At 72.2% G+C, this 23,239-nt stretch carries 23 protein-coding genes, 2 pseudogenes and 1 riboswitch; of the genes and pseudogenes, 13 read left to right on the top strand and 12 right to left on the bottom strand.

The genetic code is table 11. The features are described 5' to 3' along the window. Positions 1 to 32: 32 nt before the first annotated feature. The 7 genes from SAVERM_RS36520 to SAVERM_RS36485 all read right to left on the bottom strand — a co-directional run bounded on the left by SAVERM_RS36520 (position 33) and on the right by SAVERM_RS36485 (position 5,691). Positions 33 to 791 (bottom strand): urease accessory protein UreD, encoded by a 759-nt coding sequence (locus SAVERM_RS36520; protein ID WP_010988504.1) that lies wholly within the window; start codon positions 789 to 791, stop codon positions 33 to 35. After that, positions 788 to 1,471 (bottom strand): urease accessory protein UreG, encoded by a 684-nt coding sequence (gene ureG / locus SAVERM_RS36515; protein ID WP_010988503.1) that lies wholly within the window; start codon positions 1,469 to 1,471, stop codon positions 788 to 790. Before ureG ends, SAVERM_RS36520 begins: the two co-directional genes overlap by 4 nt. Positions 1,472 to 1,489: 18 nt before the next feature. Then, entirely contained in the window at positions 1,490 to 2,164 is a 675-nt protein-coding gene (locus SAVERM_RS36510; RefSeq protein WP_010988502.1) for an urease accessory protein UreF, read from the bottom strand. Continuing rightward, positions 2,164 to 3,885, bottom strand: a complete 1,722-nt coding sequence (locus SAVERM_RS36505) for an urease subunit alpha (RefSeq protein ID WP_010988501.1) — start codon at positions 3,883 to 3,885, stop codon at positions 2,164 to 2,166. The genes SAVERM_RS36510 and SAVERM_RS36505 overlap by 1 nt, the downstream gene beginning before the upstream one ends. Then, positions 3,878 to 4,189: an urease subunit beta gene (locus SAVERM_RS36500; protein ID WP_010988500.1), complete on the bottom strand. Its 312-nt coding sequence runs from the start codon at positions 4,187 to 4,189 to the stop codon at positions 3,878 to 3,880. Before SAVERM_RS36500 ends, SAVERM_RS36505 begins: the two co-directional genes overlap by 8 nt. 17 nt (positions 4,190 to 4,206) lie before the next feature. Continuing rightward, a complete protein-coding gene (locus SAVERM_RS36495; protein ID WP_010988499.1) occupies positions 4,207 to 4,509 on the bottom strand; it encodes an urease subunit gamma in 303 nt (100 codons plus the stop codon). Between the two features lie 906 nt (positions 4,510 to 5,415). Continuing rightward, a complete protein-coding gene (locus SAVERM_RS36485; protein ID WP_010988497.1) occupies positions 5,416 to 5,691 on the bottom strand; it encodes a type II toxin-antitoxin system Phd/YefM family antitoxin in 276 nt (91 codons plus the stop codon). Between the two features lie 234 nt (positions 5,692 to 5,925). Here SAVERM_RS36485 and SAVERM_RS36480 point away from each other — a divergent pair, with 234 nt between their 5' ends. The 4 genes from SAVERM_RS36480 to SAVERM_RS36465 all read left to right on the top strand — a co-directional run bounded on the left by SAVERM_RS36480 (position 5,926) and on the right by SAVERM_RS36465 (position 8,489). Beyond that, positions 5,926 to 6,561, top strand: a complete 636-nt coding sequence (locus tag SAVERM_RS36480; protein WP_010988496.1) for an ATP-dependent Clp protease proteolytic subunit — start codon at positions 5,926 to 5,928, stop codon at positions 6,559 to 6,561. A 7-nt stretch (positions 6,562 to 6,568) separates the two neighbouring features. Next, positions 6,569 to 6,877 (top strand): hypothetical protein, encoded by a 309-nt coding sequence (locus tag SAVERM_RS36475; RefSeq protein ID WP_010988495.1) that lies wholly within the window; start codon positions 6,569 to 6,571, stop codon positions 6,875 to 6,877. A gap of 351 nt (positions 6,878 to 7,228) precedes the next feature. Continuing rightward, positions 7,229 to 7,409: riboswitch (cyclic di-AMP (ydaO/yuaA leader) on the top strand. Between the two features lie 3 nt (positions 7,410 to 7,412). Beyond that, positions 7,413 to 7,886 (top strand): C40 family peptidase, encoded by a 474-nt coding sequence (locus tag SAVERM_RS36470; protein ID WP_010988494.1) that lies wholly within the window; start codon positions 7,413 to 7,415, stop codon positions 7,884 to 7,886. Positions 7,887 to 7,967: 81 nt separating this feature from the next. After that, complete coding sequence (locus SAVERM_RS36465; RefSeq protein WP_037647032.1) at positions 7,968 to 8,489, top strand: DUF6328 family protein; 522 nt, start codon at positions 7,968 to 7,970, stop codon at positions 8,487 to 8,489. A gap of 258 nt (positions 8,490 to 8,747) precedes the next feature. Here SAVERM_RS36465 and SAVERM_RS36460 read toward each other — a convergent pair whose 3' ends face one another. Next, positions 8,748 to 9,206, bottom strand: a complete 459-nt coding sequence (locus tag SAVERM_RS36460; protein WP_010988492.1) for an ATP-binding protein — start codon at positions 9,204 to 9,206, stop codon at positions 8,748 to 8,750. A 247-nt stretch (positions 9,207 to 9,453) separates the two neighbouring features. Between SAVERM_RS36460 and SAVERM_RS36455 the strand changes: the two are divergent. Together SAVERM_RS36455 and SAVERM_RS36450 are read left to right on the top strand one after the other, a co-directional pair. After that, positions 9,454 to 10,315: pseudogene (locus SAVERM_RS36455) on the top strand (helix-turn-helix domain-containing protein). Between the two features lie 9 nt (positions 10,316 to 10,324). After that, positions 10,325 to 10,550: pseudogene (locus tag SAVERM_RS36450) on the top strand (DUF397 domain-containing protein). A 21-nt stretch (positions 10,551 to 10,571) separates the two neighbouring features. On the opposite strand, the gene SAVERM_RS36445 reads toward SAVERM_RS36450, so the two are convergent. Further along, on the bottom strand, positions 10,572 to 11,729 hold the full coding sequence (locus SAVERM_RS36445; RefSeq protein WP_010988489.1) for an 8-amino-7-oxononanoate synthase: 1,158 nt from the start codon (positions 11,727 to 11,729) through the stop codon (positions 10,572 to 10,574). A gap of 160 nt (positions 11,730 to 11,889) precedes the next feature. Between SAVERM_RS36445 and bioB the strand changes: the two genes are divergently transcribed. The 3 genes from bioB to bioD are packed head-to-tail and all read left to right on the top strand — an operon-like array spanning position 11,890 to position 15,056. Continuing rightward, entirely contained in the window at positions 11,890 to 13,056 is a 1,167-nt protein-coding gene (gene bioB, locus SAVERM_RS36440; RefSeq protein ID WP_010988488.1) for a biotin synthase BioB, read from the top strand. After that, positions 13,049 to 14,338, top strand: coding sequence for an adenosylmethionine--8-amino-7-oxononanoate transaminase (locus SAVERM_RS36435; RefSeq protein WP_037647024.1), 1,290 nt, complete (start codon positions 13,049 to 13,051; stop codon positions 14,336 to 14,338). The genes bioB and SAVERM_RS36435 overlap by 8 nt, the downstream gene beginning before the upstream one ends. A gap of 1 nt (position 14,339) precedes the next feature. Continuing rightward, the gene (gene bioD, locus SAVERM_RS36430; protein ID WP_010988486.1) at positions 14,340 to 15,056 is read left to right on the top strand and encodes a dethiobiotin synthase; all 717 of its coding nucleotides are present in this window, start codon (positions 14,340 to 14,342) and stop codon (positions 15,054 to 15,056) included. A gap of 3 nt (positions 15,057 to 15,059) precedes the next feature. Here the strand turns inward: bioD and SAVERM_RS36425 are convergent, their stop codons facing one another. Next, positions 15,060 to 17,285 (bottom strand): helix-turn-helix domain-containing protein, encoded by a 2,226-nt coding sequence (locus SAVERM_RS36425; RefSeq protein ID WP_010988485.1) that lies wholly within the window; start codon positions 17,283 to 17,285, stop codon positions 15,060 to 15,062. A 114-nt stretch (positions 17,286 to 17,399) separates the two neighbouring features. Between SAVERM_RS36425 and SAVERM_RS36420 the strand changes: the two genes are divergently transcribed. Together SAVERM_RS36420 and SAVERM_RS36415 are read left to right on the top strand one after the other, a co-directional pair. Beyond that, complete coding sequence (locus SAVERM_RS36420; protein ID WP_010988484.1) at positions 17,400 to 18,086, top strand: esterase/lipase family protein; 687 nt, start codon at positions 17,400 to 17,402, stop codon at positions 18,084 to 18,086. Between the two features lie 112 nt (positions 18,087 to 18,198). After that, positions 18,199 to 18,885: a class I SAM-dependent methyltransferase gene (locus tag SAVERM_RS36415; RefSeq protein WP_010988483.1), complete on the top strand. Its 687-nt coding sequence runs from the start codon at positions 18,199 to 18,201 to the stop codon at positions 18,883 to 18,885. Positions 18,886 to 18,901: 16 nt separating this feature from the next. Here the strand turns inward: SAVERM_RS36415 and SAVERM_RS36410 are convergent, their stop codons facing one another. Together SAVERM_RS36410 and SAVERM_RS36405 are read right to left on the bottom strand one after the other, a co-directional pair. Further along, positions 18,902 to 19,276: a hypothetical protein gene (locus tag SAVERM_RS36410; RefSeq protein ID WP_010988482.1), complete on the bottom strand. Its 375-nt coding sequence runs from the start codon at positions 19,274 to 19,276 to the stop codon at positions 18,902 to 18,904. Positions 19,277 to 19,280: 4 nt separating this feature from the next. Then, positions 19,281 to 19,520 (bottom strand): hypothetical protein, encoded by a 240-nt coding sequence (locus SAVERM_RS36405; protein ID WP_010988481.1) that lies wholly within the window; start codon positions 19,518 to 19,520, stop codon positions 19,281 to 19,283. A 228-nt stretch (positions 19,521 to 19,748) separates the two neighbouring features. Between SAVERM_RS36405 and SAVERM_RS36400 the strand changes: the two genes are divergently transcribed. Together SAVERM_RS36400 and SAVERM_RS36395 are read left to right on the top strand one after the other, a co-directional pair. Then, the gene (locus tag SAVERM_RS36400) at positions 19,749 to 20,633 is read left to right on the top strand and encodes an ABC transporter ATP-binding protein (protein ID WP_010988480.1); all 885 of its coding nucleotides are present in this window, start codon (positions 19,749 to 19,751) and stop codon (positions 20,631 to 20,633) included. 11 nt (positions 20,634 to 20,644) lie between these two features. Then, positions 20,645 to 23,212 carry an ABC transporter permease gene (locus SAVERM_RS36395; RefSeq protein WP_010988479.1) on the top strand — a complete coding sequence of 856 codons (2,568 nt, stop codon included), beginning with the start codon at positions 20,645 to 20,647 and terminating at the stop codon, positions 23,210 to 23,212. Positions 23,213 to 23,239: the final 27 nt, after the last annotated feature.

Raw genomic sequence — 23,239 nt, 5'->3', positions numbered from 1 at the left:
CGCGCTTGTCCGTTGAGCGGAGAGGGGCCGGTTCAGCCGAGGCTGCTCAGTGCCTCGTCCAGCACGCGGCGCAGCAAAAGCGCGTCCGGGGCGAGCGCGGTCACGAGCGCCGCGGCCCCGCCGAGCGGGGTCAGCGCGGCGGACTCCCCAAGCAGCCGGGCCCGCACCGGCTCCCGCTCGAACTCCGGCCGCACGACGACGAGTTGTCCCAGAGCGCGATGTCCTCCGAGCACGGCGGGCCCGTCCCAGCCGCCGGGCGCCCCCGGTCCGCAGGCCAGCTCCTGGTCGAGCACCGCACGCCCCCCGATGCGCAGGGTGAGACGGCTGGTGAGGCGCCCGGGTTCCTCGCCGACGCGCCCGAGCACCTGTTCCTCGCGGAAGACGAGCCGGGCGCCGGGTTCGAGATCGATGCGCGTGGAGACATACAGCTCGCTGCCGCCCGCCGAGATCAACTGCTCGGGCAGCCAGCGCAGCTCGCCCCCTGCGGCGACGTCGAGCAGCACGTCGTAACGGGCCTCGCCCTTGGCCTGGCCGGGCAGCGCGATGGTGGCGGCCGCCGACCCGACGTGCAGCCGGGCACCTGCGGCGACCGTCGCCTCGACGGTGAAGTGGTCGCCGCCCAGCGGGCCGCTCATCGCCCCGACGAGCATGACCCGCGCCTCGGAGCCGCTCGCCCGGGTGCGCCGCAGCGCGAGCGGCCCCTCACCCTCCAGTACGGGCAGCGACGTACCGCCGCGTCCGTCGCCCCGGGCCCCGATCCGCGCGGTCGCCCGCACCCCTGCCGCGGTCATGCCGCCCACGCGGCGAGCCGCGCCCGCACCCAGTCGGCCACGGGGGCGACCCCGGGCTCGGTGCGGAGCGACTGGAAGACGACGGGCAGTTCGGCGCGCTGCGCCTTGGCGTCGGCGGCCATCCGCCCCAGATCGGAGCCGACGTACGGCGCGAGGTCGGTCTTGTTGACGACGAGCAGGTCGGCGGTGGTGACCCCGGGGCCGCCCTTGCGCGGAATGTCGTCCCCGCCGGCCACGTCGATGACAAAGATCTGCGCGTCGACGAGCCCCTTGGAGAAGGTGGCGGTGAGGTTGTCGCCCCCGGACTCGACGAGGACGAGATCGAGCGGCCCGACTTCGTCCTCCAGGTCCTCCACGGCTTCCAGGTTGGCGGAGATGTCGTCGCGGATGGCGGTGTGCGGGCAGGCGCCGGTCTCCACGGCGGTGATCCGCTCGGGCGGCAGCACGGCCTCCCGCAGCAGGAACTCGGCGTCCTCGCGGGTGTAGATGTCGTTGGTGACGACGGCGAGGGAGAACGCGTCGCGCAGGGCACGGCACAGCGCGGCAACGGTCGCGGTCTTCCCGGACCCGACCGGTCCGCCGAGGCCGATCCGCAGGGCACGCCGGGTGCCGTCGGGCCGGTGGGCGTCCGCGCTCACGGCGGAGGGGCCGTCATGGGTGTGGGCGTGGTCGAGATGCATGGAGCGGCTCCAGGGTTTCTATGAGGCGAAGAGGCGCACCGGCCAGGCCGCGTGTGCCTCCGCGCTGATCTCCAGCAGCGGAGCGGAGGCCGCGGGCAGCATGTCGACGCCGTCGTCGAGTGCCTGGCGAGCGGCTCCGGCCGCCTGGTGTGCGATGCGGTCCAGCTCGGGCGCGAGCCGGGCCAGAACGGCCGTGGCGTCGAAGGGGTCGAGGCTCAGCAGGCGTACCGTCGCGGTCGCCGGACCGCTGACGCTCTCGTACACCGAGCAGTACGCGGCGTCGTCGGGCGCGAGGCCGGCGGCGCGGGCGGCCATTCCGAGTACCACGGGTTGATGGGCTCCCTTGGGGAACTCCCTTGCCAGCGCGTCCAGTTCGGTGGACGGCCAGGTCGCCCGGGCGGCCCGCATCAGCTGCCGCCCGAGCCTGCGCGCGGCAACCCGCAGGGCGGGCGAGGGCGTACGGGCATCCGCGGCCGAGTCCAGCGTCACCGGATCGATCCCGAGGGCGGCCGCGGCGGCGAGTGCGGCCGAGACCAGCCCCGCCGTGTGCAACCGCCCCCGGCAGAAGTTCTCCAGACTCGCCGCGTCCGTGATGCGCCCGGCCTTGACGGCCGCCTCGGCGCCGCCGGAGTGGGCGTGCCCTCCGGCGGGGAAGCGGCCGTCGGCCAGGACGAGCAGTGCTGCGCGGGACATCAGAAGAGGAAGTAGCGCTGGGCCATGGGCAGTTCGGCGGCCGGAGTGGCCTCGACCAGCTCCCCGTCGATGTGCACGGCGAAGCTGTCGGGGTCGATCCGTACCCGCGGCCGTGCGTCGTTCTCCCGCATGTCCGCCTTGGTCACACCGCGCGTCGACTCGATCGCCACGAACCGCTTCCCGAGCGAGAGCCGCTCCGGCAGCCCGTCCTCGATGGCGAGCGGCGCCACGAAGTTGAACGAGTTCGAGGCCGGCGCGCGCCCGATCGCCCCGAACATCGGCCGGGGCAGAATCGGCTGCGGCGTGGGGATGGACGCGTTGGCATCGCCCATCTGCGCGTACGCGATCTGTCCGCCCTTGATGACGAGGTGCGGCTTGACCCCGAAGAACGCGGGCTCCCACAGCACCAGGTCGGCGAGTTTGCCCGTCTCGACGGAGCCGATCTCGCGGGCGAGGCCCTGCGCGAGTGCCGGGTTGATCGTGTACTTGGCGACATAGCGACGTACGCGGTGGTTGTCCGCGCGGCCGTCACCGGGGAGCGCGCCGCGCCGCCGCTTCATGACATGGGCCGTCTGCCACGTCCGCATGATGACCTCGCCCACGCGTCCCATGGCCTGGGCGTCGGACGAGATGATCGAGATGGCGCCCAGGTCGTGCAGGATGTCCTCCGCCCCGATCGTCGACGGCCGGATGCGGGACTCGGCGAAGGCGAGGTCCTCGGGGACCGCCGGGTTGAGGTGGTGGCAGACCATCAGCATGTCGAGGTGTTCCTCGGCGGTGTTGACGGTGAACGGCCGGGTCGGGTTGGTGGAGCTGGGCAGCACGTGCGGCTCGGAGACCACGCTCATGATGTCCGGCGCGTGCCCGCCGCCCGCACCCTCGGTGTGGTAGGCGTGGATGCCGCGGCCGCCGATCGCGGCGAGCGTGTCGCCCACGAAGCCGGCCTCGTTCAGCGTGTCCGTGTGGATGGCGATCTGGACGCCGGTCCGGTCGGCGACGGTCAGCGCGGCGTCGATGACGGCCGGCGTGGATCCCCAGTCCTCGTGCAGCTTGAGACCGAGTGCTCCGCCGCGGATCTGCGACAGCATCGCGTCGTGCGAGACGGTGTTGCCCTTGCCGAGGAGCCCGAAGTTGAGCGGGTACTCCTCCATCGCCTCCAGCATCCGCGCCAGGTGCCAGGGGCCGGGTGTGACGGTGGTGGCCTTGGAGCCCTCGGCGGGGCCGGTGCCACCGCCGACGAGGGTGGTGATCCCGGAGCCGAGCGCCTCGTCGGCGATCTGCGGGCAGATCAGGTGCACATGCGCGTCGATGGCGCCCGCGGTGAGGATCCGGCCGTTGCCCGCGATGATCTCGGTCTCCGGACCGATGACCAGGTCGGGGTGCACACCGTCCATGGTGTCCGGGTTGCCCGCTTTGCCGATGCCGGTGATCCGGCCGTCGCGCATGCCGACGTCGGCCTTGACGATGCCCCAGTGGTCGACGATGACGACACCGGTGATGACCGTGTCCGGGGTGCCGTCCGCACGCGTGGCGCGCGCCTGGCCCATGGATTCGCGGATGACCTTGCCGCCGCCGAAGACGGCCTCGTCACCGGCGAGTCCGGGACCGCCGGAACGATCCTCCTCGATCTCGATCAGCAGATCGGTGTCGGCGAGCCGGATGCGGTCGCCGGTGGTCGGGCCGAACAGGTCGGCGTAGGCGGGACGCGAGATCTCAGGCATCGAGGGCACCTCCGGTCTCCCCGCGCAGCCCGGGCACCACGCGGGCGCCGGCGAGCGGAACGAGTTCGACGTCGACGGGGATTCCGGGTTCGAAGCGCACGGCGGTGCCGGCGGCGACGTTGAGCCGCTTGCCGCGGGCGGCGGCGCGGTCGAAGTCCAGACCGGGGTTGGCCTCGGCGAAGTGGTAGTGGGAGCCGACCTGGACGGGCCGGTCGGCGGCGTTGAGGACGGTCAGCCGGGTGACCTCGCGGCCCTCGTTGTAGGCGACGGGTCCGTCGGCGAAGAGGATCTCTCCGGGAATCATGGCGCGCTCTCCCCCCGTCAGACGATCGGGTCGTGGACGGTGACGAGCTTGGTGCCGTCCGGGAAGGTCGCCTCGACCTGGACGTCGTGGATCATCTCGGGGATGCCCTCCATGACGTCGTCCCGGGTGAGCAGCTTGCGCCCGGAGGACATGAGTTCGGCGACCGTACGGCCGTCACGCGCGCCTTCGAGGATGTGCGACGTGATGAGCGCGACCGCCTCGGGGTGGTTGAGCTTGAGCCCGCGGGCCCGGCGCTTCTCGGCCACGTCGGCTGCCACATGGATCAGCAGCCTCTCTTGCTCGTGCGGGGTCAGTTGCACGGCGTCCCACCTCACAGTCCTCGCTCCGGACCGTGCGGGGTCCGGCTGCCGCAGCCACCGCGGCGGGGATAGATGTAACATACAGACAGATTGCGCGATCATGCGCACTCCGGATACGAAAACCCCTGGTGGCATGGATCGGCAGGCTAGTTCGCCGGAGTTTCAACTACGTTAACCAGCCCTTGATCCACTCATGACGGCCCGAACGCCCGCTCTTTTTGGTGACCTCCAGCCCCGGGGTCCCGCACCGGGGAGAACGGTGCCCCCGTCGCCGTCGGCCGCCCCGCCACCCGCACCCGCCTGCCGTGTCCGCCCGGCGGCCTCCCGCTCGGCATGCCGGGCCCGGCGGCCGCGACCGGCCGCATGCGGCGGCAACGGGAGCGGCACGAGGGCGCGTTCGAGACCGACCGCCACCCCCATGTGGGCACGGCGCGAGAGGTGGTCGAGGACCGGACCGTATACGGCGCGGTCATCGTCACCGCAGAGGAGCCCCAGCCGCCGACCACTTCGGCCGCAGGCGTCCTATCCGTCACCCGCCACCTGGTGAAACTTGCGACGGCCGGTCTCGCACACGGTCAGCCTGGGCGCCGACAGGACCGGTGAGCCGCCGAGACGGGCACGCAGGGCCGCCGGCGCCGACGGTGAGCACGGCCGCCACCGGGCTCGTGCCGCGCCCCGGGCCGGCCGGCGTCAGGCTCGGCGCGCCGCGCCGCGCCGCACTGCACTGCACTGCACTGCACTGCTGATCATGTCGCTCGGCAATCCGTTCCCGGGCTGGACTTGAGCTCCACAGACGCAGCCGGGGCCGCGGCCGGTCGGGGCTCTCGGCCACTCACTGGCCGCCACCCGGTCCGAGCACCTCGCCACTGCGCCCGGTGCCCTTCGTCTACGGCACTCTTCTACGCCCTACGAGGCATTCGGGCCCCGATGCTCGGCCGCGATGCCGAAGCGCTGTCGCTCGCGGGGTGCGGCGGCGACCTCGCGGACGCTGGACACCGCGCTGACCACCTGCTCCTCCGCCGCGTCCAGCTTGTCGAGCCGCTCCAGATCGGCCGCGGAGACCAGGGCGACGAGGGGCTTCCCGTGCCGCGTCACGACGACGCGCTCGCCGCCGTACACCACACGGTTGATCAGATCGGCGAGCTCAGCCCTGGCTTGCGTCACGGGAATCTCGTAGGCCATGTCCTCCAGCTTAGACCGGGCTCAGGGGGCCTCCCGGAGTGGAGGATCCCGTTGACGTGTCCCCTTCCGAGACACTTCGGCCGCCGCCCCGCCCCTCTTCCCTGAGCTCCGAGCCGCCGCGCATCCCCGTGGAGCCCTTGCCCCACGGGGATTTTCGCTGTCAGCGAGAGACCTCCCCACAGTCTGTACGTCCTGTACATTTTCGACAGGAGTCATTCCGAGGAGGGGCAAGCCATGAACCGACCGTCCGCCCGCTACGCCCTGCCCGAGTTCACCGAGCGCCTCAGTACCGGGCTCCGGACACTGGATCCGTACTCGAAGCTGCTGGACGAACGGATCGTGTTTCTCGGGACACCGATCGACGACACGTCGGCGAACGATGTGATGGCCCAGTTCATGCACCTCGAACACCTGGCCCCGGACCGGGACATCTCGCTGTACATCAACTCCCCCGGCGGCTCGTTCAGCGCGATGACCGCGGTCTACGACACGATGCAGTTCGTCAGCTGCGACGTGGAGACCATCTGCCTGGGGCAGGCGGCATCGGCCGCCGCCGTGCTGCTGGCCGGTGGCACACCGGGCAAGCGGCTCGCGCTGCCCGGCGCACGCGTGCTGATCCACCAGCCGTCGCTGCCCGCGCCGGTCCAGGGCCAGGCGAGCGATCTGGTCATCCAGGCCGCGGAATTGGCGCGTACCCGCGAGCAGTTGGAGGAACTGCTCGTACGGCACACCGGGCAGAGCCCCGAGCGCGTCGCCGCCGACATCGAGCGGGACAAGATCCTGGACGCGCCGGCGGCCGTGGCGTACGGCCTGGTCGACCGGGTCGTCCCGAGCCGCAAGTCGTCCGCCGCCGCGCCCGGCGCGAGGTGAGCCGCCGATGCTGCCGCCCGAACTGCCTCCGCTGCCCGCACTGACCCGCGCCGAGGCCGAGCTGATCGACCGTTACCTCGACGTGGTCGACCTCCTCGGCCGTATCAACCCCGCGCGCCCGGGAGACACCTACCGCGGACTGCGCGCCGCCCAGGCACTGGTGGGCAAGGCGACCGCGCTGCGCGACGCGCTGACGCTGATGCACCAGCGCGGCGAGAGCGAGCTGCACGCCCCGACCCTCGCGCAGGCCCTGCGCGTCCTCGACGGCGAGCGGCGCGCGGCCCGGGTCACCGTGCCGCCGCGATCCGACAGTTGACGCACCCACACCCGGGCCGGCGCCCACCGCGCGCCACGAGCGTCCGGCCCGGGTTCCAAACGAACCAAATGGCGTACCCCCGATCAGCGTAGAAGCCCCAATTTTTCAGGCCCGTACAAGTTGCGCAACGCGCGTAAGCCAAAAGCGGAATAGAGCATTCCAGTGCAGGTCCGGGCCTCCTCGGTGCTCCCAACACCGTTCGAAAACAAGGGGTGTCCACCCGAACGGGTGAGTGGTGAGTAACAACACAAACTCCCCGTTCCGTTGGGATTTTCGGACACCTGTGGGTGAAGATCCCTTCCTGACGGCAAGCCCCCGCCACAGCGGCGGGGCGGTCCGGGCGGACGCCGAGTCCTGCCGCCGCCCGGATGACTGGTCGACAGGAGTGGATCGGCAGGAGTGGAGGACCCAGCAAGGCGGGCCTCCGGAGAGATCCGGAAGGTCCTTGGGGTGAAGCCGCAGTACGCGGCCGGGCTACTTCGCCAGTCCGAATCCGACAGGTCATCCTTCACAGGCGGCTGACGAAGGGTTGCGCATGTCTGCGCTCAATCGTGTCCCCTCGCTGCTGACCAGGGCCGGTACGGCCTCAGCTCTCACCCTTGCTGCCGTGGGCGGCAGCATCGCGGTCCCGGGCGTCGCCTCCGACGCCGCGGCCGCGACACCAGCGACGAAGGCACTCCAGATCGCGGCGTCCAAGAAGGGCTCCCCCTACAAGTGGGGCGCCGCGGGGCCGCGCCGCTTCGACTGCTCCGGGCTCACGCTCTACGCGTTCAAGAAGGCGGGCAAGAGCCTGCCCCGTACGGCTGCGGCGCAGTACAACAAGACCCACCATGTCTCCGCGTCCCACCGCAAGGCAGGGGACCTGGTGTTCTTCCACTCGGGCCGGAGCGTGTACCACGTCGGCATCTACGCCGGGAAGGGAAAGATCTGGCACTCCCCGAAGACCGGGGAAGTGGTGAAGCTCCAGAAGATCTGGACGAAGAGCGTGTGGTACGGCCGGGTCAGCTGACCCACCCGTCGGGGTGACGGCGCGGCCGCGCCGTCACCCCGACGGGGCGTGACACGGGCCGAAACGGTTACTCGTTCACCCATGGCCGACCGACCTGCCCGAGCGTTGCGCGACGAGACATCCCTGGAACGCGCCGACCGCAACTTCGCGGAGCTGCTCCAGGAACTGCGGGTCACCCAGACGGGCGTCCAGATCCTGTTCGCCTTCCTGCTGACCCTGGCCTTCACCCCCCGCTTCCCGGCCCTCGACACGGTGCAGCGCGCCACGTACGTCACCACGCTGCTGCTCTCCATGCTGGCCGCGGCGCTGTTCACGGCGCCCGCCGCGGTGCACCGGGGGCTGTTCCAGCAGAACGCCAAGCCCACCATCGTGCGGCTCTCCTCCCGCCTGGCCTCGATCGGCCTCGGAGTGCTGATGCTGGCCTTCACCGGGTCGGTGCTGCTCGTGGTGGACGTGGCCCTGGGCCGGGGTGCCGGCATCGCCGCCGGCGCGGGGACGCTGGCCGTGTGCGTGGCCCTGTGGGTCGTACTGCCGCTGATGGCGCAGCGTTCGGCTCTCGCGCGGCCGGCCGGCCCGGAAGCAGAACCACGCCGAGAACCCTGAGAACGGCGCCGGTGACGGCCACGACGGCCCGGGCTGCACGCGGCGCCGTGCGCGGCGACCGCAGCGTCCGTACGCCGTGACAGACGTCCACACGCGGCACGGCGACCATGCCTGCGCCCCGACCCGCCCCGACCCGTGGCGCTGACGGCGGTCGCCGGGGCCGGCTCGATCACCCGGACGGCCGAACACCTCGGCCGCACCGCGCCCGCGCTCTCCCGGTGGCCGGTTCAAGCAGCCGTGCGGCACAGTTCAGCGCGGTCAGGGTTCTTGCTGCCCCCCTGCCGTCACCGGCTGCGCGGACACCGCCCACGGGAGTTCGATCAGTACCGTCTTGCCGCCCTCCCGGGTGGGCCGGACCCGCATCCTGCCGCCGCACTCGGCGGTCAGCCAGCGGATGATGACCATTCCGCGGCCGTTGTCCTGCTGGACGGCCGCGGGCAGTCGTTTCGGGAAGCGTGGATGGCTGTCGGTGACACCGATGTGCAGGTGTTCGTCGCGGTCGAGCGCGATGTCAACCGTGAACGTGGGTGACTGCCCGAAGGTGTGCTGGACCGCGTTGGTGGCGAGCTCGGACACGATCAGGCGCACGGTGTCCGCGACTTCCGCGTCGCCCGGCAGGCCCCATTCGGCCAGCACACTCGCGACGTATTTTCGGGCGGCGGAGACCGAGGCGGGATCGCTCGGCAGAGTGACGGATGCTTCCTGGTGATCTGCCATGGCGACGTCGTCCCTTTCCCACGGGACCGGGGCCCGACACGGAGCGGAGGGTTCGAGTACGGTCCCGGACTGGTGCTTCGCGCCAGACTGCCATCACCAGGGCGGCCTCGGTGCCGATCCACCAAGATATGCATATATCTGTCGCCCGAAGCGGTGAACTCTCCGACGACCGACCGTATTTGGGTGGGCATTCGGCCCATCCTCTACCGTCGCCGCGAGCCCGCTTCCCGGGCGAAAGGAGTCGGCCATGCAGTACGGACCAGCAGTGCGCCGCCGCAAACTCGGCGCCGAATTACGCTCCCTACGCGCCCGGGCGGGCCTCACCAGTGGCCAGGCGGCCGGTCTCGTCGGCTGGCACCAGTCCAAGGTGAGCCGGATCGAGACGGGCTCCAGCGGGGTGAAACCGCCCGACGTACGGCTGCTTTTGGACGTATACGGCGTCGAGGATCCCGAACTGCGCGAGCTGCTGCTGGTGTTGGCGGGCTCCGACGACGGCGGCGTCCGGCAGAACTGGTGGCATGCCTATCGCGGGGTGCTGCCGCCGACGTACCGCGACTTCATCAGTCTGGAGTCGCAGGCCAGCGCGATGCGCACGCTGGAGACCTCGGTGGTGCCGGGCCTGCTCCAGACGCCCGAGTACGCCCGGGCGGTGACCCGGGCCGCGGTCGGCAGCGCGGAGGACGCCAAGCTGGACACTCTGGTGGAGGTGCGGCTGGCCCGGCAGGACGTCCTGCGTTCGAACCCGCCGCTGGAACTGACCGCGGTCCTCGACGAGGCGGTGCTGCGCCGGGAGGTCGGCGGCCCGGAGGTCATGACGCAGCAGCTGGAACGGCTGCTGGAGGCGGCCAAGCTGCCTCAAGTGCGGCTTCAGGTACTGCCGTTCGCCGCGGGGGCCCACATCGGAATCACCGGGCCTTTCGTTATCTTCTCCTTTCCGAGCAGATCTGATCTGGATGTGGTTGTTCTCGACCACCTGACGAGTAGCCTCTATCTCGAGCGGAAAGAAGACCTCCAGGCCTACAGCGAGGCCTTCGACACCCTTCGGTTCCACGCCCTTTCACCCAAGGACACGTTGGATTACATGCGCCGCATTAGGTGACGGCTCGTAAGGAGGCACCATGACTGCACTGCCTCGGTGCGTATCCTCAAGTACCTCTCTGCCAGGTGTGCGGTGGCTGCGCAGCAGCCGCAGCACGGGGAATGAACAACTGCGTCGAGACGGCCCGGCCGGGCCCCGGCCCCTGGGCCGGCCTGGTCGCCGTCCGCGACTCGAAGAACGTGAGCGGCCCCGCCCTGCTGTTCGCCCCCGAGGCCTGGGAGGGATTCGTCGCCGGACTGGACTGACAGCCGACCGCTCGTCCCGCACTAGGTGCGATGCACGGCCGTTACGCCGACGTATGGCCGCGTCTCGCCGATCACCCGCACGGCACGGTCGATCTGACCGTCGGTGAGGTCCGCGCGAGCGGTCAGCCTCAGCCGGGAGATGCCGTCGGGCACGGACGGTGGGCGGAAACAGCCGACGGCGAGACCCGCCGCCCGGCAGTCCGCCGCCCACCGCACCGCCTGCTCGGGGGAGGGCGCCCGCACGGAGACGACGGCGGCGTCCGGCCGTACCGCTTCGTGGCCCTCCGCCGTCAGCCGGGTGTGCAGTTCCTTCGCCACCGTACGGGCCCGTGCGGCACGCTCCGGTTCGCGGCGCAGCAGCCGCAGCGCCGCGAGGGCCGCGCCCGCCGCCGCCGGGGCCAGCCCGGTGTCGAAGATGAACGTACGGGCCGCGTTGATCAGGTGGTCGATCACCCGGGCCGGACCGAGCACGGCGCCGCCCTGGCTGCCGAGCGACTTGGACAGCGTGACCGTCACGACCACGTCCGGCGCGCCCGCGAGCCCCGCCGCCCAGGGGGCGCCCCGGCCGCCGTCGCCGAGGACGCCGAGCCCGTGCGCGTCGTCGATCACCAGCCCCGCACCGTACTGCCGGCAGGCTTCGGCGAGGTCCGCCAACGGGGCCGCGTCGCCGTCCACCGAGAAGACCGTGTCCGAGACGGCGACGGCCTGGCCCTCGTGCGTCCCCAGCGCCTTGCGCACGGCGTCCGGATCGGCGTGCGCGACGACCTGGGTGGTGCCCCGCGCCAGCCGGCAGCCGTCGATGAGCCAGGCGTGGTTGCCCGCGTCGGAGACGATCAGGGAGCCGTGCGGGGCGAGCGCGGTGACCGCGGCGAGATTGGCCGCGTACCCGGAGGAGAAGACCAGGGCCGCCTCGAAGCCGCAGAAGTCGGCCAGCTCGCGTTCGAGTTCGCCGTGCAGTTCCGTGGTGCCGGTGACGAGGCGGGAGCCGGTGGCGCCGCCGCCCCACGTCCTGGCCGCCTCGGCCGCGCCCTCGGTGATCTCGGGATGGCGGGCGAGGCCGAGGTAGTCGTTGCTCGCGAGATCGAGGAGGGGCGAGTCGGCGGGGCGCGGGCGCAGGGTGCGTACGAGACCGGCCCGGCGGCGCGTGTGCGCCTGCTCGTCGATCCAGCCGAACGCCATGTGTCCTCCGGACCGTAGTGACGGGTGTTTTGTAGGCAGTGCACAGACCCTAGCGGGACCGTCGGCCGCCCAGGATGTGGCAATACCCACACGTTGAACCGTCTCTGTTGTGCAAACTCTCCTTGGCCCGGGCCCGTCGCATAGGACAGGATCGGCTCTCATGGACCTGCTGAACACGCTGGTGGAAAAGGGGCTTCGGCGCGAGCTGCCGAGCCGAGCCGAGGCGCTCGCCGTCCTTGCCACCTCCGACGACGACGTGCTCGATGTGGTGGCCGCGGCCGGCAAGGTGCGCAGGCACTGGTTCGGCCGACGGGTGAAACTCAACTATCTCGTCAACCTCAAGTCGGGCCTGTGCCCCGAGGACTGCTCCTACTGCTCCCAGCGGCTCGGCTCCAAGGCCGAGATCCTGAAGTACACCTGGCTCAAGCCGGACGAGGCCTCGCAGGCCGCGGCGGCCGGGCTGGCCGGCGGCGCCAAGCGGGTCTGCCTGGTGGCCAGCGGCCGCGGCCCGACGGACCGGGACGTGGACCGGGTCTCCGACACCATCAAGGCGATCAAGGACCAGAACGAGGGCGTCGAGGTGTGCGCCTGCCTCGGTCTGCTCTCCGACGGCCAGGCCGACCGGCTGCGCGAGGCGGGCGCGGACGCCTACAACCACAACCTCAACACGTCCGAGGGGACGTACGGGGACATCACGACCACCCACACGTACGCCGACCGGGTGGAGACCGTACAGAAGGCGCACGCGGCGGGCCTGTCGGCCTGCTCGGGGCTGATCGCCGGCATGGGCGAGACGGACGAGGACCTGGTCGACGTGGTCTACTCGCTGCGCGAGCTGGACCCGGACTCCGTTCCGGTCAACTTCCTGATCCCGTTCGAGGGCACCCCGCTCGCCAAGGAGTGGAACCTGACGCCTCAGCGGTGTCTGCGCATCCTCGCGATGGTCCGGTTCGTCTGCCCGGACGTCGAGGTCCGCATCGCGGGCGGCCGCGAGGTCCACCTCCGTACGATGCAGCCGCTCGCGCTGCACCTCGCCAACTCGATCTTCCTCGGCGACTACCTCACCAGCGAGGGCCAGGCGGGCAAGGCGGACCTGGAGATGATCGCGGACGCCGGGTTCGAGGTGGAGGGGGCCGACCAGGTGACGCTGCCGGAGCACCGGGCGCCGGCCGGCGGCTGCGGGTCTGAGCAGAGCGCGGGGTGCGGGTCGCACGAGGGCGGCGGAGCCTGCGGTTCCGCTCCCGCGCCGCGGACCGACGAGGCCCGTACGGACCTGGTCGCCGTACGCCGCCGGGGTGCCGGAACGGACCTCGCGCCCAATGCCTGACCTGTCCCTGGCCGAGCTGCTCGACCTCGATCGGCGGCACGTCTGGCACCCGTACGGGCCGATGCCCGGCCGTCAGGAACCGCTCGTCGTCGAGGCGGCGAGCGGGGTGCGGCTGCGCATGGCCGACGGAACGGGCGAACTGATCGACGGCATGTCGTCGTGGTGGTCGGCGATCCACGGCTACAACCACCCCGTGCTCAACGAAGCGGCGCGCGAGCAGCTGTCGCGGATGAGCCATGTCATGTTCGGCGGGCTCACCCACGAGCCCGCCGTGCGCCTCGCGAAGCGTCTTGTCGACATCTCGCCCGAGGGTCTGGAGCACGTCTTCCTCGCCGACTCCGGCTCGGTCTCGGTCGAGGTCGCGGTCAAGATGTGCCTCCAGTACTGGCGGTCGCTCGGCCGTCCCGGCAAGCAGCGGCTGCTGACCTGGCGCGGCGGCTACCACGGCGACACCTGGCAGCCGATGTCCGTGTGCGACCCCCAGGGCGGGATGCACGAGCTGTGGCAGGGCGTGCTCCAGCGCCAGGTGTTCGCCGACGCGCCGCCGGTCGCCTACGAGGAGTCGTACGCGGATCAGCTGCGCGAACTGATCGAGCGGCACGCCGACGAACTGGCCGCGGTGATCGTGGAGCCGGTGGTGCAGGGCGCGGGCGGGATGCGGTTCCACTCCCCCGCCTATCTGCGGGTGCTGCGCGAGGCGTGCGACGCGCACGACGTGCTGCTCGTGTTCGACGAGATCGCCACCGGTTTCGGGCGCACCGGCGCGCTGTTCGCGGCGGACCACGTCGGGGTGACGCCGGACGTGATGTGTCTGGGCAAGGCGCTGACCGGCGGCTATCTGACGCTGGCGGCGACGCTGTGCACGGCGCGGGTGGCCGACGGGATCTCCCGGGGGGAGGTGCCGGTGCTCGCGCACGGGCCCACCTTCATGGGCAACCCGCTCGCCGCCGCGGTGGCGAACGCCTCGATCGACCTGCTGCTCGGGCAGGACTGGCAGACCGAGGTCAAGCGGATCGAGACGGGGTTGCGCGAGGGGCTCGCCGCCGCGGCCGACCTGCCCGGAGTGCGGGACGTACGGGTCCTCGGGGCCATCGGTGTCGTTCAGCTCGACCGCCCCCTCGACGAGGCGGCCATGGCGGCCGCGACACGGGCCGCCGTGCGCGAGGGCGTGTGGCTGCGGCCGTTCCGCGACCTCGTCTACACGATGCCGCCGTACGTCACGGGTGACGCGGATGTGGCACGGATCGCCGGCGCGGTGTGCGCGGCGGCAAGGGAAGGGTGACATGTCGGTACTGGTGATCACGGGGACCGGCACGGAGGTCGGCAAGACGGTCACGACGGCCGCCGTCGCGGCGGTCGCCGTCGCGGCCGGGCGGTCCGTGGCCGTGCTCAAGCCCGCGCAGACGGGCGTACGGCCCGACGAGCGCGGGGACGCCGACGAGGTGGCCCGTCTCGCGGGTGCGGTGACGACGCTCGAACTCGCCCGCTATCCCGAGCCGTTGGCGCCCGCGACCGCCGCCCGGCGGGCCGGTCTGCCGCCCGTGGGGCCGCACGAGGTGGCCGAGGCCGCGGCGAAGCTGGCGGTGGAGCACGATCTCGTGCTGGTCGAGGGGGCGGGCGGGCTGCTCGTGCGCTTCGACGACGCGGACGGCACCCTGGCGGATGCGGCCCGGCTGCTGGACGCGCCGGTGCTGGTCGTGGCGTCGGCGGGACTGGGCACGCTGAACACCACGGAGCTGACGGCACGTGAACTGCGGCGCCGGGAGATCGGCTTCGCGGGTGTCGTCATCGGGAGCTGGCCCGAGTCGCCCGACCTCGCCTCCCGTTGCAACCTCGCCGACCTGCCGGCCGTGGCCGGAGCCGGTCTGCTCGGCGCGATTCCGGCGGGGGCCGGCGCGCACTCGCCCGTCGGCTTCCGTGCGGGGGCGCCGGGTTGGCTGGCGCCCCGACTGGGCGGAACGTGGGACGCGGACACGTTCGCCTCGGCGTTCGTGCCGTAGGCCTCACACGTCCGTCTCGCCCAGGAGCCGTACCAGCTCGATGCGCGACCGGATCCCCAGCCGGGCGAAGACGCCCCGGAGGTGGTGGTCGATGGTGCGTGGGCTGAGGAGCAGGCGGGCGGCGATCTCCCGGTTGGTGGCTCCCTCGGCGGCCATGCGGGCGACCATCAGCTGCTGGGCGGTCAACCGGGCGGCCAGGTCGTCCGCGCCGCGGGCGGGTGCGGACGGTTCGCCGAGACCGCCCAGACCGCCGAGAACACGGAGTTCCGCCCGGGCCTGCGCCGCGCACTGCGGGGCGCCGAAGTGCTCGAAGGCCGCCAGGGCGCTGTGCAGGCGGTCACGCGCCTCCGCCCGGCGGCGCAGCCGGCGCAGTGCGCCGCCGAACAGCAGCTCCGTACGGGCGCGTTCGAAGTCCCGGGTACCGCAGGCGTGCAGGTCGAGGGCCGTGCGGTAGTGGTCCACGGCCTCGGGGCCGCCGGCCAAAAGGGCTCGGCAGCGGGCGCTCAGGGCCAGCTCGTCGGGGTTGCGGATGGTGCGCGCCCAGTGGTCGTAGTCGGCGTGGGCGGCGCGGGCGACCCGGGTGTCGCCGGTGCGGACGGCCGCCTCCACGTAGTGGGGGGTGGCCAGGTGCCGGATGGCGCGGTGGCCGTGGCCGGGGCCGAAAGCGGCCAGGGCGCGCAGCCGGGCCGCGGCGGCGGCGAAGCGGCCGGTACTGAGGTCGAGGAAGGCCAGGGCGAACAGGGCGAGGGCGGCCGGCAGACCGAGGCCGCGTGGCAGGGCGTAGGAGCGGGCGGCCTCGGCCCGGTCGCGGCACACCTCCGCGTCGCCGGTGAGGGCGGCGAACATGGCGAGGGCGGCCTGCAGATGGCAGGCGCCGTTGTCCTGCCCGGTGGTGTACGCCTGGCGCAGCGACTCCAGGGCGCCCGCCTCGGCGGCCCGCGGGCGCCCGGTCCAGAACTCGGCGTAGGCCCGGAACTCCATGGCCTGCGGGACGGTGACCGTCTCGCCCCTGGTGCGGGCGGAGGCGGCCGCCCGCGCGGTGGCGGTGGCGGCGCCGGTGTGGTCGCCGAGGAGCAGCGCGGCGATGCCGGAATGGATGAGCAGGGTGGGATCGCCGCCGGGACCGCAGCGCCCGGCGGCGGCCTGGAGCAGGTCGCGGGCGTCGGCGTAGCGGCCCTCGAACGCGGCCGCCAGTCCGCCGAGCGTGCCCGATGGCACGATCCCGAGCCGGTCCGCCACGGCGGCCGCCTCCCGGCAGCGGCGCAGGTCCCCGGTGTAGATGGCGGCTTCGGTGGCGCGGGCGAGGAGGTGGACGGCGGGGTCGGGGGCGCCCGGTGGCAGGGCGTGGGCGGCGGCCGCGTGCCGGGCCGCCGCCGCGAGCAGCGCGTCGAAGGCGTCGCCGGCGTTCCCCGCGCGGAGCGCCAGCAGACCGCCCAGCGCGTCGTTGTCCGTGGCCGCGATCAGCCGGCGGGCCCGGTCGCCGTCGCCGGACTGCCAGGCGTCGGCCGCCGCGCGGGCGAGCAGCCGGGGCCGCTCGTGCGGGTCCGGGGTGAGTGCGGCGGCGCGTTCCGCGAGGGCGCAGGCCAGGGCGTGTTCGCCGGCCCGGCGCGCCTGGGCCGCGGCCGGTCCCAGCTGCGCCGCGAGCCGTCTGCTGGGGCCGAGCGCGGCGGCGCCCCGGTGCCAGAACCGGCGGGGTGCCTCACCCGCGCCGCTCAGGACCCGGCCCAGCAGCTGGTGGGCCTCGCGCCGGTCCGCCGCGGAGGCGGTCTCGTATGCGGCGATCCTGGTCCACGGGTCGCGGAAGACGATCCCGCCGGGCGTGGTGTGCGCGAGCTGCGCGGTCTCGGCGGCGTCCAGGGGCCGGGTGTCGAGCCGGGCCGCGGCGACCGCCCGCAGGAAGGCGTGGGTGGCGACCGGGTACTGGTCGGCGGCGGCGAGCAGGAGCAGCAGCCGGGTGTCGTCGGGCAGGGCGCGGATCTCCCGGCGGTGGGCCCGCAGAGTTGCGGGGACGAGGGAGGCGGGGTCGGCCGGGAGCGGGTCGAGGCCGGTCAGCTGACGGGTGCTCAGTACGGAGGCGAGTTCCAGGGCGGCGCGCGGGTCTCCGTGGGCGGCGCGCAGCACCCGTACCCGTACGCCTTCGGGAAGGGGCGGGTCCAGGCGCGGCCACGCGTGCGTGACCTGCGGTGTCGAAGTCCGCGGAAGGGGCGAGGGGTTCACCGAAGTCACCACGCGTTTGACGTTACTGGCGGGTTAACTGGTCCGTAAAGACCGGCGATTTCACCGATGCGGCGCGCGTAGAACCCGGCTGACACTCCAGAGACCCCACCCGTTTCAGGAGGCACCATGCAACGCCGCGTGCGGCGCGTCACCGCGGTCTTCTCGGCCGCGGTCGCTTCGATCCTTCTGTCGCTCTCCCTGGCCGCGGTCCCCGCTCGAGCCGCGACCCACGACCCCGTCATCTTCGTCCACGGCATCAGCAGTTCGGCGAGCAGTTGGGACGACTGGATCGCCGACTTCGAGGCCGACGGCTACACCGCCTCCGAGCTGGACGCGTGGTCGTACGACTGGTCCCAGTCGAATGTGACGACCGCGCAGCAACTGGCCACCGAGGTCAGGAGCGTGCTCGCGAGGACCGGCGCGTCCAAGGTCGACCTGGTCGTGCACTCCATGGGCGCGCTGAGTGCCCGTTACTACCTCAAGAACCTCGGCGGGACGTCGTACGTCGACGACTTCGTCTCCACCGCCGGGGTGAACCACGGGACGACCGTCGCCTCGTGGTGCAAGTGGCTCTACACGTCCTGTTCGGAGATGTACACCGGAAGCTCGTTCCTGACCTCCCTCAACTCCGGTGACGAGACGCCGGGCGGCGTGGCGTACGCCAGTTACTGGTCGAACTGCGACGACCTGCTCACCCCGGACACCAGCGCGATCCTGAGCGGCGCGACCAATGTCGAGGTCGGGTGCGTCTCGCACACCGACATGAACAACGACTACGGCGTCTACCAGCAGGTGCGGACCTTCGTCGGCTGAGCCGCCGGCAGCGCCCGGTGCGGCCCCCGCGCGACGGGGGCCGCACAGCGGGGGTGGGCGCAGCCCGTACGGGGGACAATGCGGGTAAGGCCCGTCCTCCAGGGAGGTCCTCATGCCGCTGCGGTCCGCCGGATCGGGCAAGGCGTCGCGGGACGCCGTGCACCATCCGCTGTTCGCCCGCTCCTACGCCCGGATCAGCGTCACCGCCGAGACCCGGCTCGGGATGGGCGGCGTACGCGACCGGCTGCTGGCCGGGCTCAGCGGCCGGGTCATCGAGATCGGCGCGGGCAACGGTCTCAACTTCGCGCACTATCCCGGGGCCGTCTCGGAGGTCGTCGCGATCGAACCCGAGCGGCTGCTGCGGCAGTTGGCGGTCGAGGCGGCGCTGCGCTGCGATGTGCCGGTCGACGTGGTGCCGGGTGCGGCGGAGGCGCTGCCGGTCAAGAGCGAGGCCTTCGACGCGGCCGTCGTCTCCCTGGTGCTGTGCAGCGTCCGGGACGTGTCGCGGGCGCTCGGCGAGTTGCGGCGGGTGCTGCGGCCCGGGGGCACGCTGCGGTTCTTCGAGCACGGCGCGGGCGGCGGGCGCGCGATGGCCGCAACCCAGCGCGCCCTCGACCGCACGGTGTGGCCGCGTCTCAACGGCGGCTGTCACCTCACGCGGGACGCCGTCAGCGCGGTGCGCGAGGCCGGGTTCGAGCTGGGCCCCTACCGGCGGATGCTGCTGCCGGAGAAGGGGCCGCGGCTGCCCACCTCGTACTGCGTCCTCGGCACCGCGTGGCGGCCCGGGTCCGCGGACTGAGCGTGCCCGCGGGTGCTCACAGGCTCCATTGCCGCAGTTCGCGCGCGATGTCGTCGACGCCGGCCTCCCCGCTCTTCACCAGCCGGGCGAGCTCGCGCACCTGCTCGGGCGAGGTGACGACCTTGGCGCCGCCCGCGACGAGATAGGCGTAGGCGACGGCGGACGCGAACAGGGCGTTGGAGCGTTCGAGGGCCGGCACGTGCAACAGCAGCTGGAGCAGGGCGGCGGCGCGGGCGTGCGGCGTGTCGTAGACGGGGATGCCGAATATCTCCGCCTCGTGCCGGCTGACGGCGGCGACGAGGGCTCCCCAGTCGGTGACCTGGGGATCTCCGGGCGTCTTCTGCTCGGCGATCATGAGGAGCCAGGCGAGGTCGATTCTGAGATTCTCCAAGGGATCAACGACGACTTTCGCGCGTGCCCTCGCGGTCCGCGCCGAACTCCTCGGCGAAGACGGTCTCGTACTGCTTCATGAAGTCTGCGGCGGCCTCCACGAAGGTGTGGCCCGCTTCCCCGGTGTCCTGTCGGACCAGTTCTTCGATGTAACGGTTCACGCTCATGCCGCGCTCCAGGGCTCGCTCGCGGGCGGCGCGGGCGGTGCCCTCGTCGACCCTCACGTTCAGCTGAGTCTTCGCCATACCTCGAAGCTAGCGCCGTGGTGCTAGCACCGGCAAGGGCTCCACCCCGGGATGGAGCGTGTCCCTTACACCGGTATCAGGGGCCCGACCTGGGGTGGAGAAGGTCCGGCACCTCAGGGGGATATCGGGTGTGCCCTGCGTCACACTACCCTCGGCCCGGACCGGGGAGACATCGGCCCGGACGGGGAACACAAGGTAATCGGGACGTCCACGACCTAGGAGGCGGCGTTGTCCACACCTGCTGCGGAGCACGCCCCCGGCCGCCCGGAGGCGGACGGGTTCGCCGCCCGCACCCGCGGCCTGACGAAGGCGTACGGCTCGGGCGAGACGACCGTGCTCGCCCTCGACTCGGTCGACGTGGACATCGCGCGCGGCCGCTTCACCGCGGTGATGGGGCCCTCGGGCTCCGGAAAGTCCACCCTCATGCACTGTCTGGCCGGGCTCGACAGCGTCTCGGCCGGACAGGTGTGGCTCGGCAACACCGAGATCACGGGGCTGAAGGACGGCGAGCTGACCCGGCTGCGGCGGGACCGGATCGGCTTCATGTTCCAGTCGTTCAATCTGATCCCGACGCTCAACGCGGTCGAGAACATCACCCTGCCCATGGACATCGCCGGCCAGAAGCCCGACCAGAAGTGGCTGGACCAGGTGATCGACACCCTCGGCCTGCGGGACCGGCTGAGGCACCGGCCCGCGCAGCTGTCCGGCGGGCAGCAGCAGCGCGTCGCCTGCGCCCGGGCCCTGGCCTCCCGCCCCGAGCTGATCTTCGCCGACGAGCCGACCGGCAACCTCGACTCCCGGGCGGGCCTCGAAGTGCTGGGCTTCCTGCGCGAGGCGGTCGACGAACTGGGGCAGACCGTCGTCATGGTCACGCACGACCCCGGCGCGGCCGCCCACTCCGACCTGGTGCTCTTCCTCGGGGACGGGCGGATCGTGGACGAGATGGCACGGCCGACGGCGGAGGCGGTGCTGGAGCGGATGCGCCTCTTCTCCGGGGGACCCTCCCAGACGCCCGAGTCCGACACGAACCACGCCGCCTCCGACGGCGCCGTCCCGCCCGGCGCCGTCCCGCCCGGCGGCGACTCCGCCGACGGCACCCCCGACCAGGACTGAGGCAGGACGCCGTGCTCAAAGCGACTCTCCGCAGCTTCCTCGCGCACAAGGGGCGGCTGCTCCTGTCGGCGCTGGCCGTCGTCCTGTCCGTGGCGTTCGTCGCGGGCAGCCTGATCTTCTCGGACACGGTCACCCGCACCTTCGACCGGCTGTTCGCCTCGACAGCGGCCGATGTCACCGTGCAGCCCAAGGAGGACCTCACCTCGCAGGTCCCGACCGGGGCGACCGAGACCGTGCCCGCCGCGCTCGCGGAGCGCCTGAAGAGCGTCGACGGCGTGGCCGCCACCCATGTGGACGCGGCGGTCCAGAACATCACGGTCGTGGACGTCAGGAACGAGCCGGTCGGGTCCACCACAGGCGCCCCCACCATCGCCACCAACTGGGACCCCACCGACCGCAGCCCGGTGCGGCTGACCTCAGGACACGCCCCGCACGGCAGCGGTGAGGCACTCCTGGACGCGGACACCGCCGAGAAGAAGCACGTACGCATCGGCGACACGCTGACCGTGCTGGCGCAGCCCGGGTCGTTCAAGGTGCGGATCGTCGGCATCGCCACGTTCACCACCACCAACCCCGGGGCCGCGCTCGTCTTCCTCGACACCCCGACCGCGCAGACCAAACTGCTCGGCAGGGCCGACGCCGCCACGAGCATCTCCGTGGACGCCGCCAAGGGGGTGAGCGACGCCCAGCTCAAACGGCGCATCGCCGCCGAACTCGGCTCCGGTACCTACGACGTGCAGACCGCGGACGAACAGGCCACCTCCGACGCGGCCGACCTCGGCGGATTCCTCGACGTGATCAAGTACGTGATGCTCGGCTTCGCCGGAATCGCCGTCCTGGTCGGCGTCTTCCTCATCGTCAACACCTTCTCGATGCTGATCGCCCAACGCACCCGCGAACTCGGCCTGTTGCGTGCCCTCGGCGCCGACCGGCGGCAGGTGCGCCGCTCCGTGCTCACCGAAGCGCTGCTGCTCGGGCTGGTCGGCTCGACGCTCGGGCTCGCCGCGGGCATCGGGCTCGCGGCCGGACTCATCAAGCTCATGGGCGCGTTCGGCATGAACCTCAAGTCCACCGAGATGGTCATCGGCTGGGCGACGCCCGTCACGGCCTACGTCGTCGGGGTCGGCGTCACCTTCCTCGCGGCGTACCTCCCGGCCAGGCGCGCCGCCGGGGTCTCCCCGATGGCGGCCCTCGCGGACGCCGAGATCGCCGGGGTGGGGCGGCCGTTGAAGGTGCGCGGCGTGGTGGGCACCGTCGTCGGCGTGCTCGGGGCGGCCGCGCTCGCGGGGTGCGCGACCTCGTCGAAGACCGCGTCGGCGGCGTCCCTGCTGGGACTCGGCGTCGTCCTCACGCTCATCGCGACCGTGATCGCGGGCCCGCTGCTGGTGCGGCCGGTGATCCGGGTGCTGGGCGCGGCCTTCCCCGCGCTGTTCGGCCCGGTCGGACGGATGAGTCAGCGCAACGCCCTGCGCAATCCGCGCCGCACCGGTGCCACGGCGGCCGCCCTGATGGTCGGCCTCGCGCTGGTCGGCGGGATGTCGGTGGCGAGCGCGTCCATGTCCGCGTCCTTCGACCAGCAGATCGACAAGACGCTGGGCGCCGACTTCGTGGTGCAGAACAGCAACTTCCTGCCGTTCCCGCAGGAGGTCACCGACAAGGTGCGGGCCACCGACGGCGTCGGACTCGTCGTACGGCAGCGGTTCACCCCCGTCGCGGTCCGGCTGCCGGACGACAAGCGCGTCGAGACGACCGCCGCGGGCTACGACAACCGGCTCGACGACGTCGCCCACATCACGTACACCCAGGGCGATACGGCGGCGGCGCTCGCGGGCGGCGGCATCGCCATGGACGCGGACTTCGCGAAGAAGCACGACGCACGGATCGGCAGCACGGTCGCCGTCGAGTTCCCGGGCGGCCGAAAGACCGAACTGAAGGTTGCCGCGCTCACCGACCAGGAGGGCTCCGACGGCTTCGGCATGCAGGGCGGGCTGTACTTCGGGATCGCGACGGTCGAGAAGTACCTGCCCGGCGGCCAGGACTCCGCGCTGTACGTGAACGCCGGGTCGGGCACCGGCGCGGACCGGTTGCGCCCGCGGCTGGAGCGGACCCTCGACCCGTATCCGCAGGTCCAGGTCCGCGACCAGGCCGACTACAAGAAGCTCGTGCACGACCAGATCGCCGTCCTGCTCTACCTCGTGTACGCGCTGCTCGGCCTCGCGATCGTCATCGCGGTGCTCGGCGTGGTCAACACCCTGGCCCTGTCGGTCGTGGAGCGCACCCGGGAGATCGGGCTGCTGCGCGCGATCGGGCTCGCCCGGCGGCAGCTGCGCCGGATGATCCGCCTGGAGTCGGTGGTGATCGCCGTGTTCGGCGCGGTTCTGGGCCTTGCGCTGGGGCTGGTGTGGGGCGTGTGCGTGCAGCAGGTGCTCGCCCTCCAGGGCATGCGGGTACTCGCGATCCCGTGGACGACGATCGTGGCGGTCGTGGTGGGCTCGGCGGTCGTGGGCATCGTGGCGGCACTGCTCCCGGCGTTGCGTGCATCCCGCATGAATGTGCTGGCGGCCATAGCGCACGACTGATGTACTCCCGTCACGCGCCCAAGTAGC

It is taken from the genome of Streptomyces avermitilis MA-4680 = NBRC 14893 (assembly GCF_000009765.2).
Taxonomy (GTDB): Bacteria; Actinomycetota; Actinomycetes; order Streptomycetales; family Streptomycetaceae; genus Streptomyces; species Streptomyces avermitilis.
This window is presented reverse-complemented; position numbering and strand designations above follow the sequence as displayed.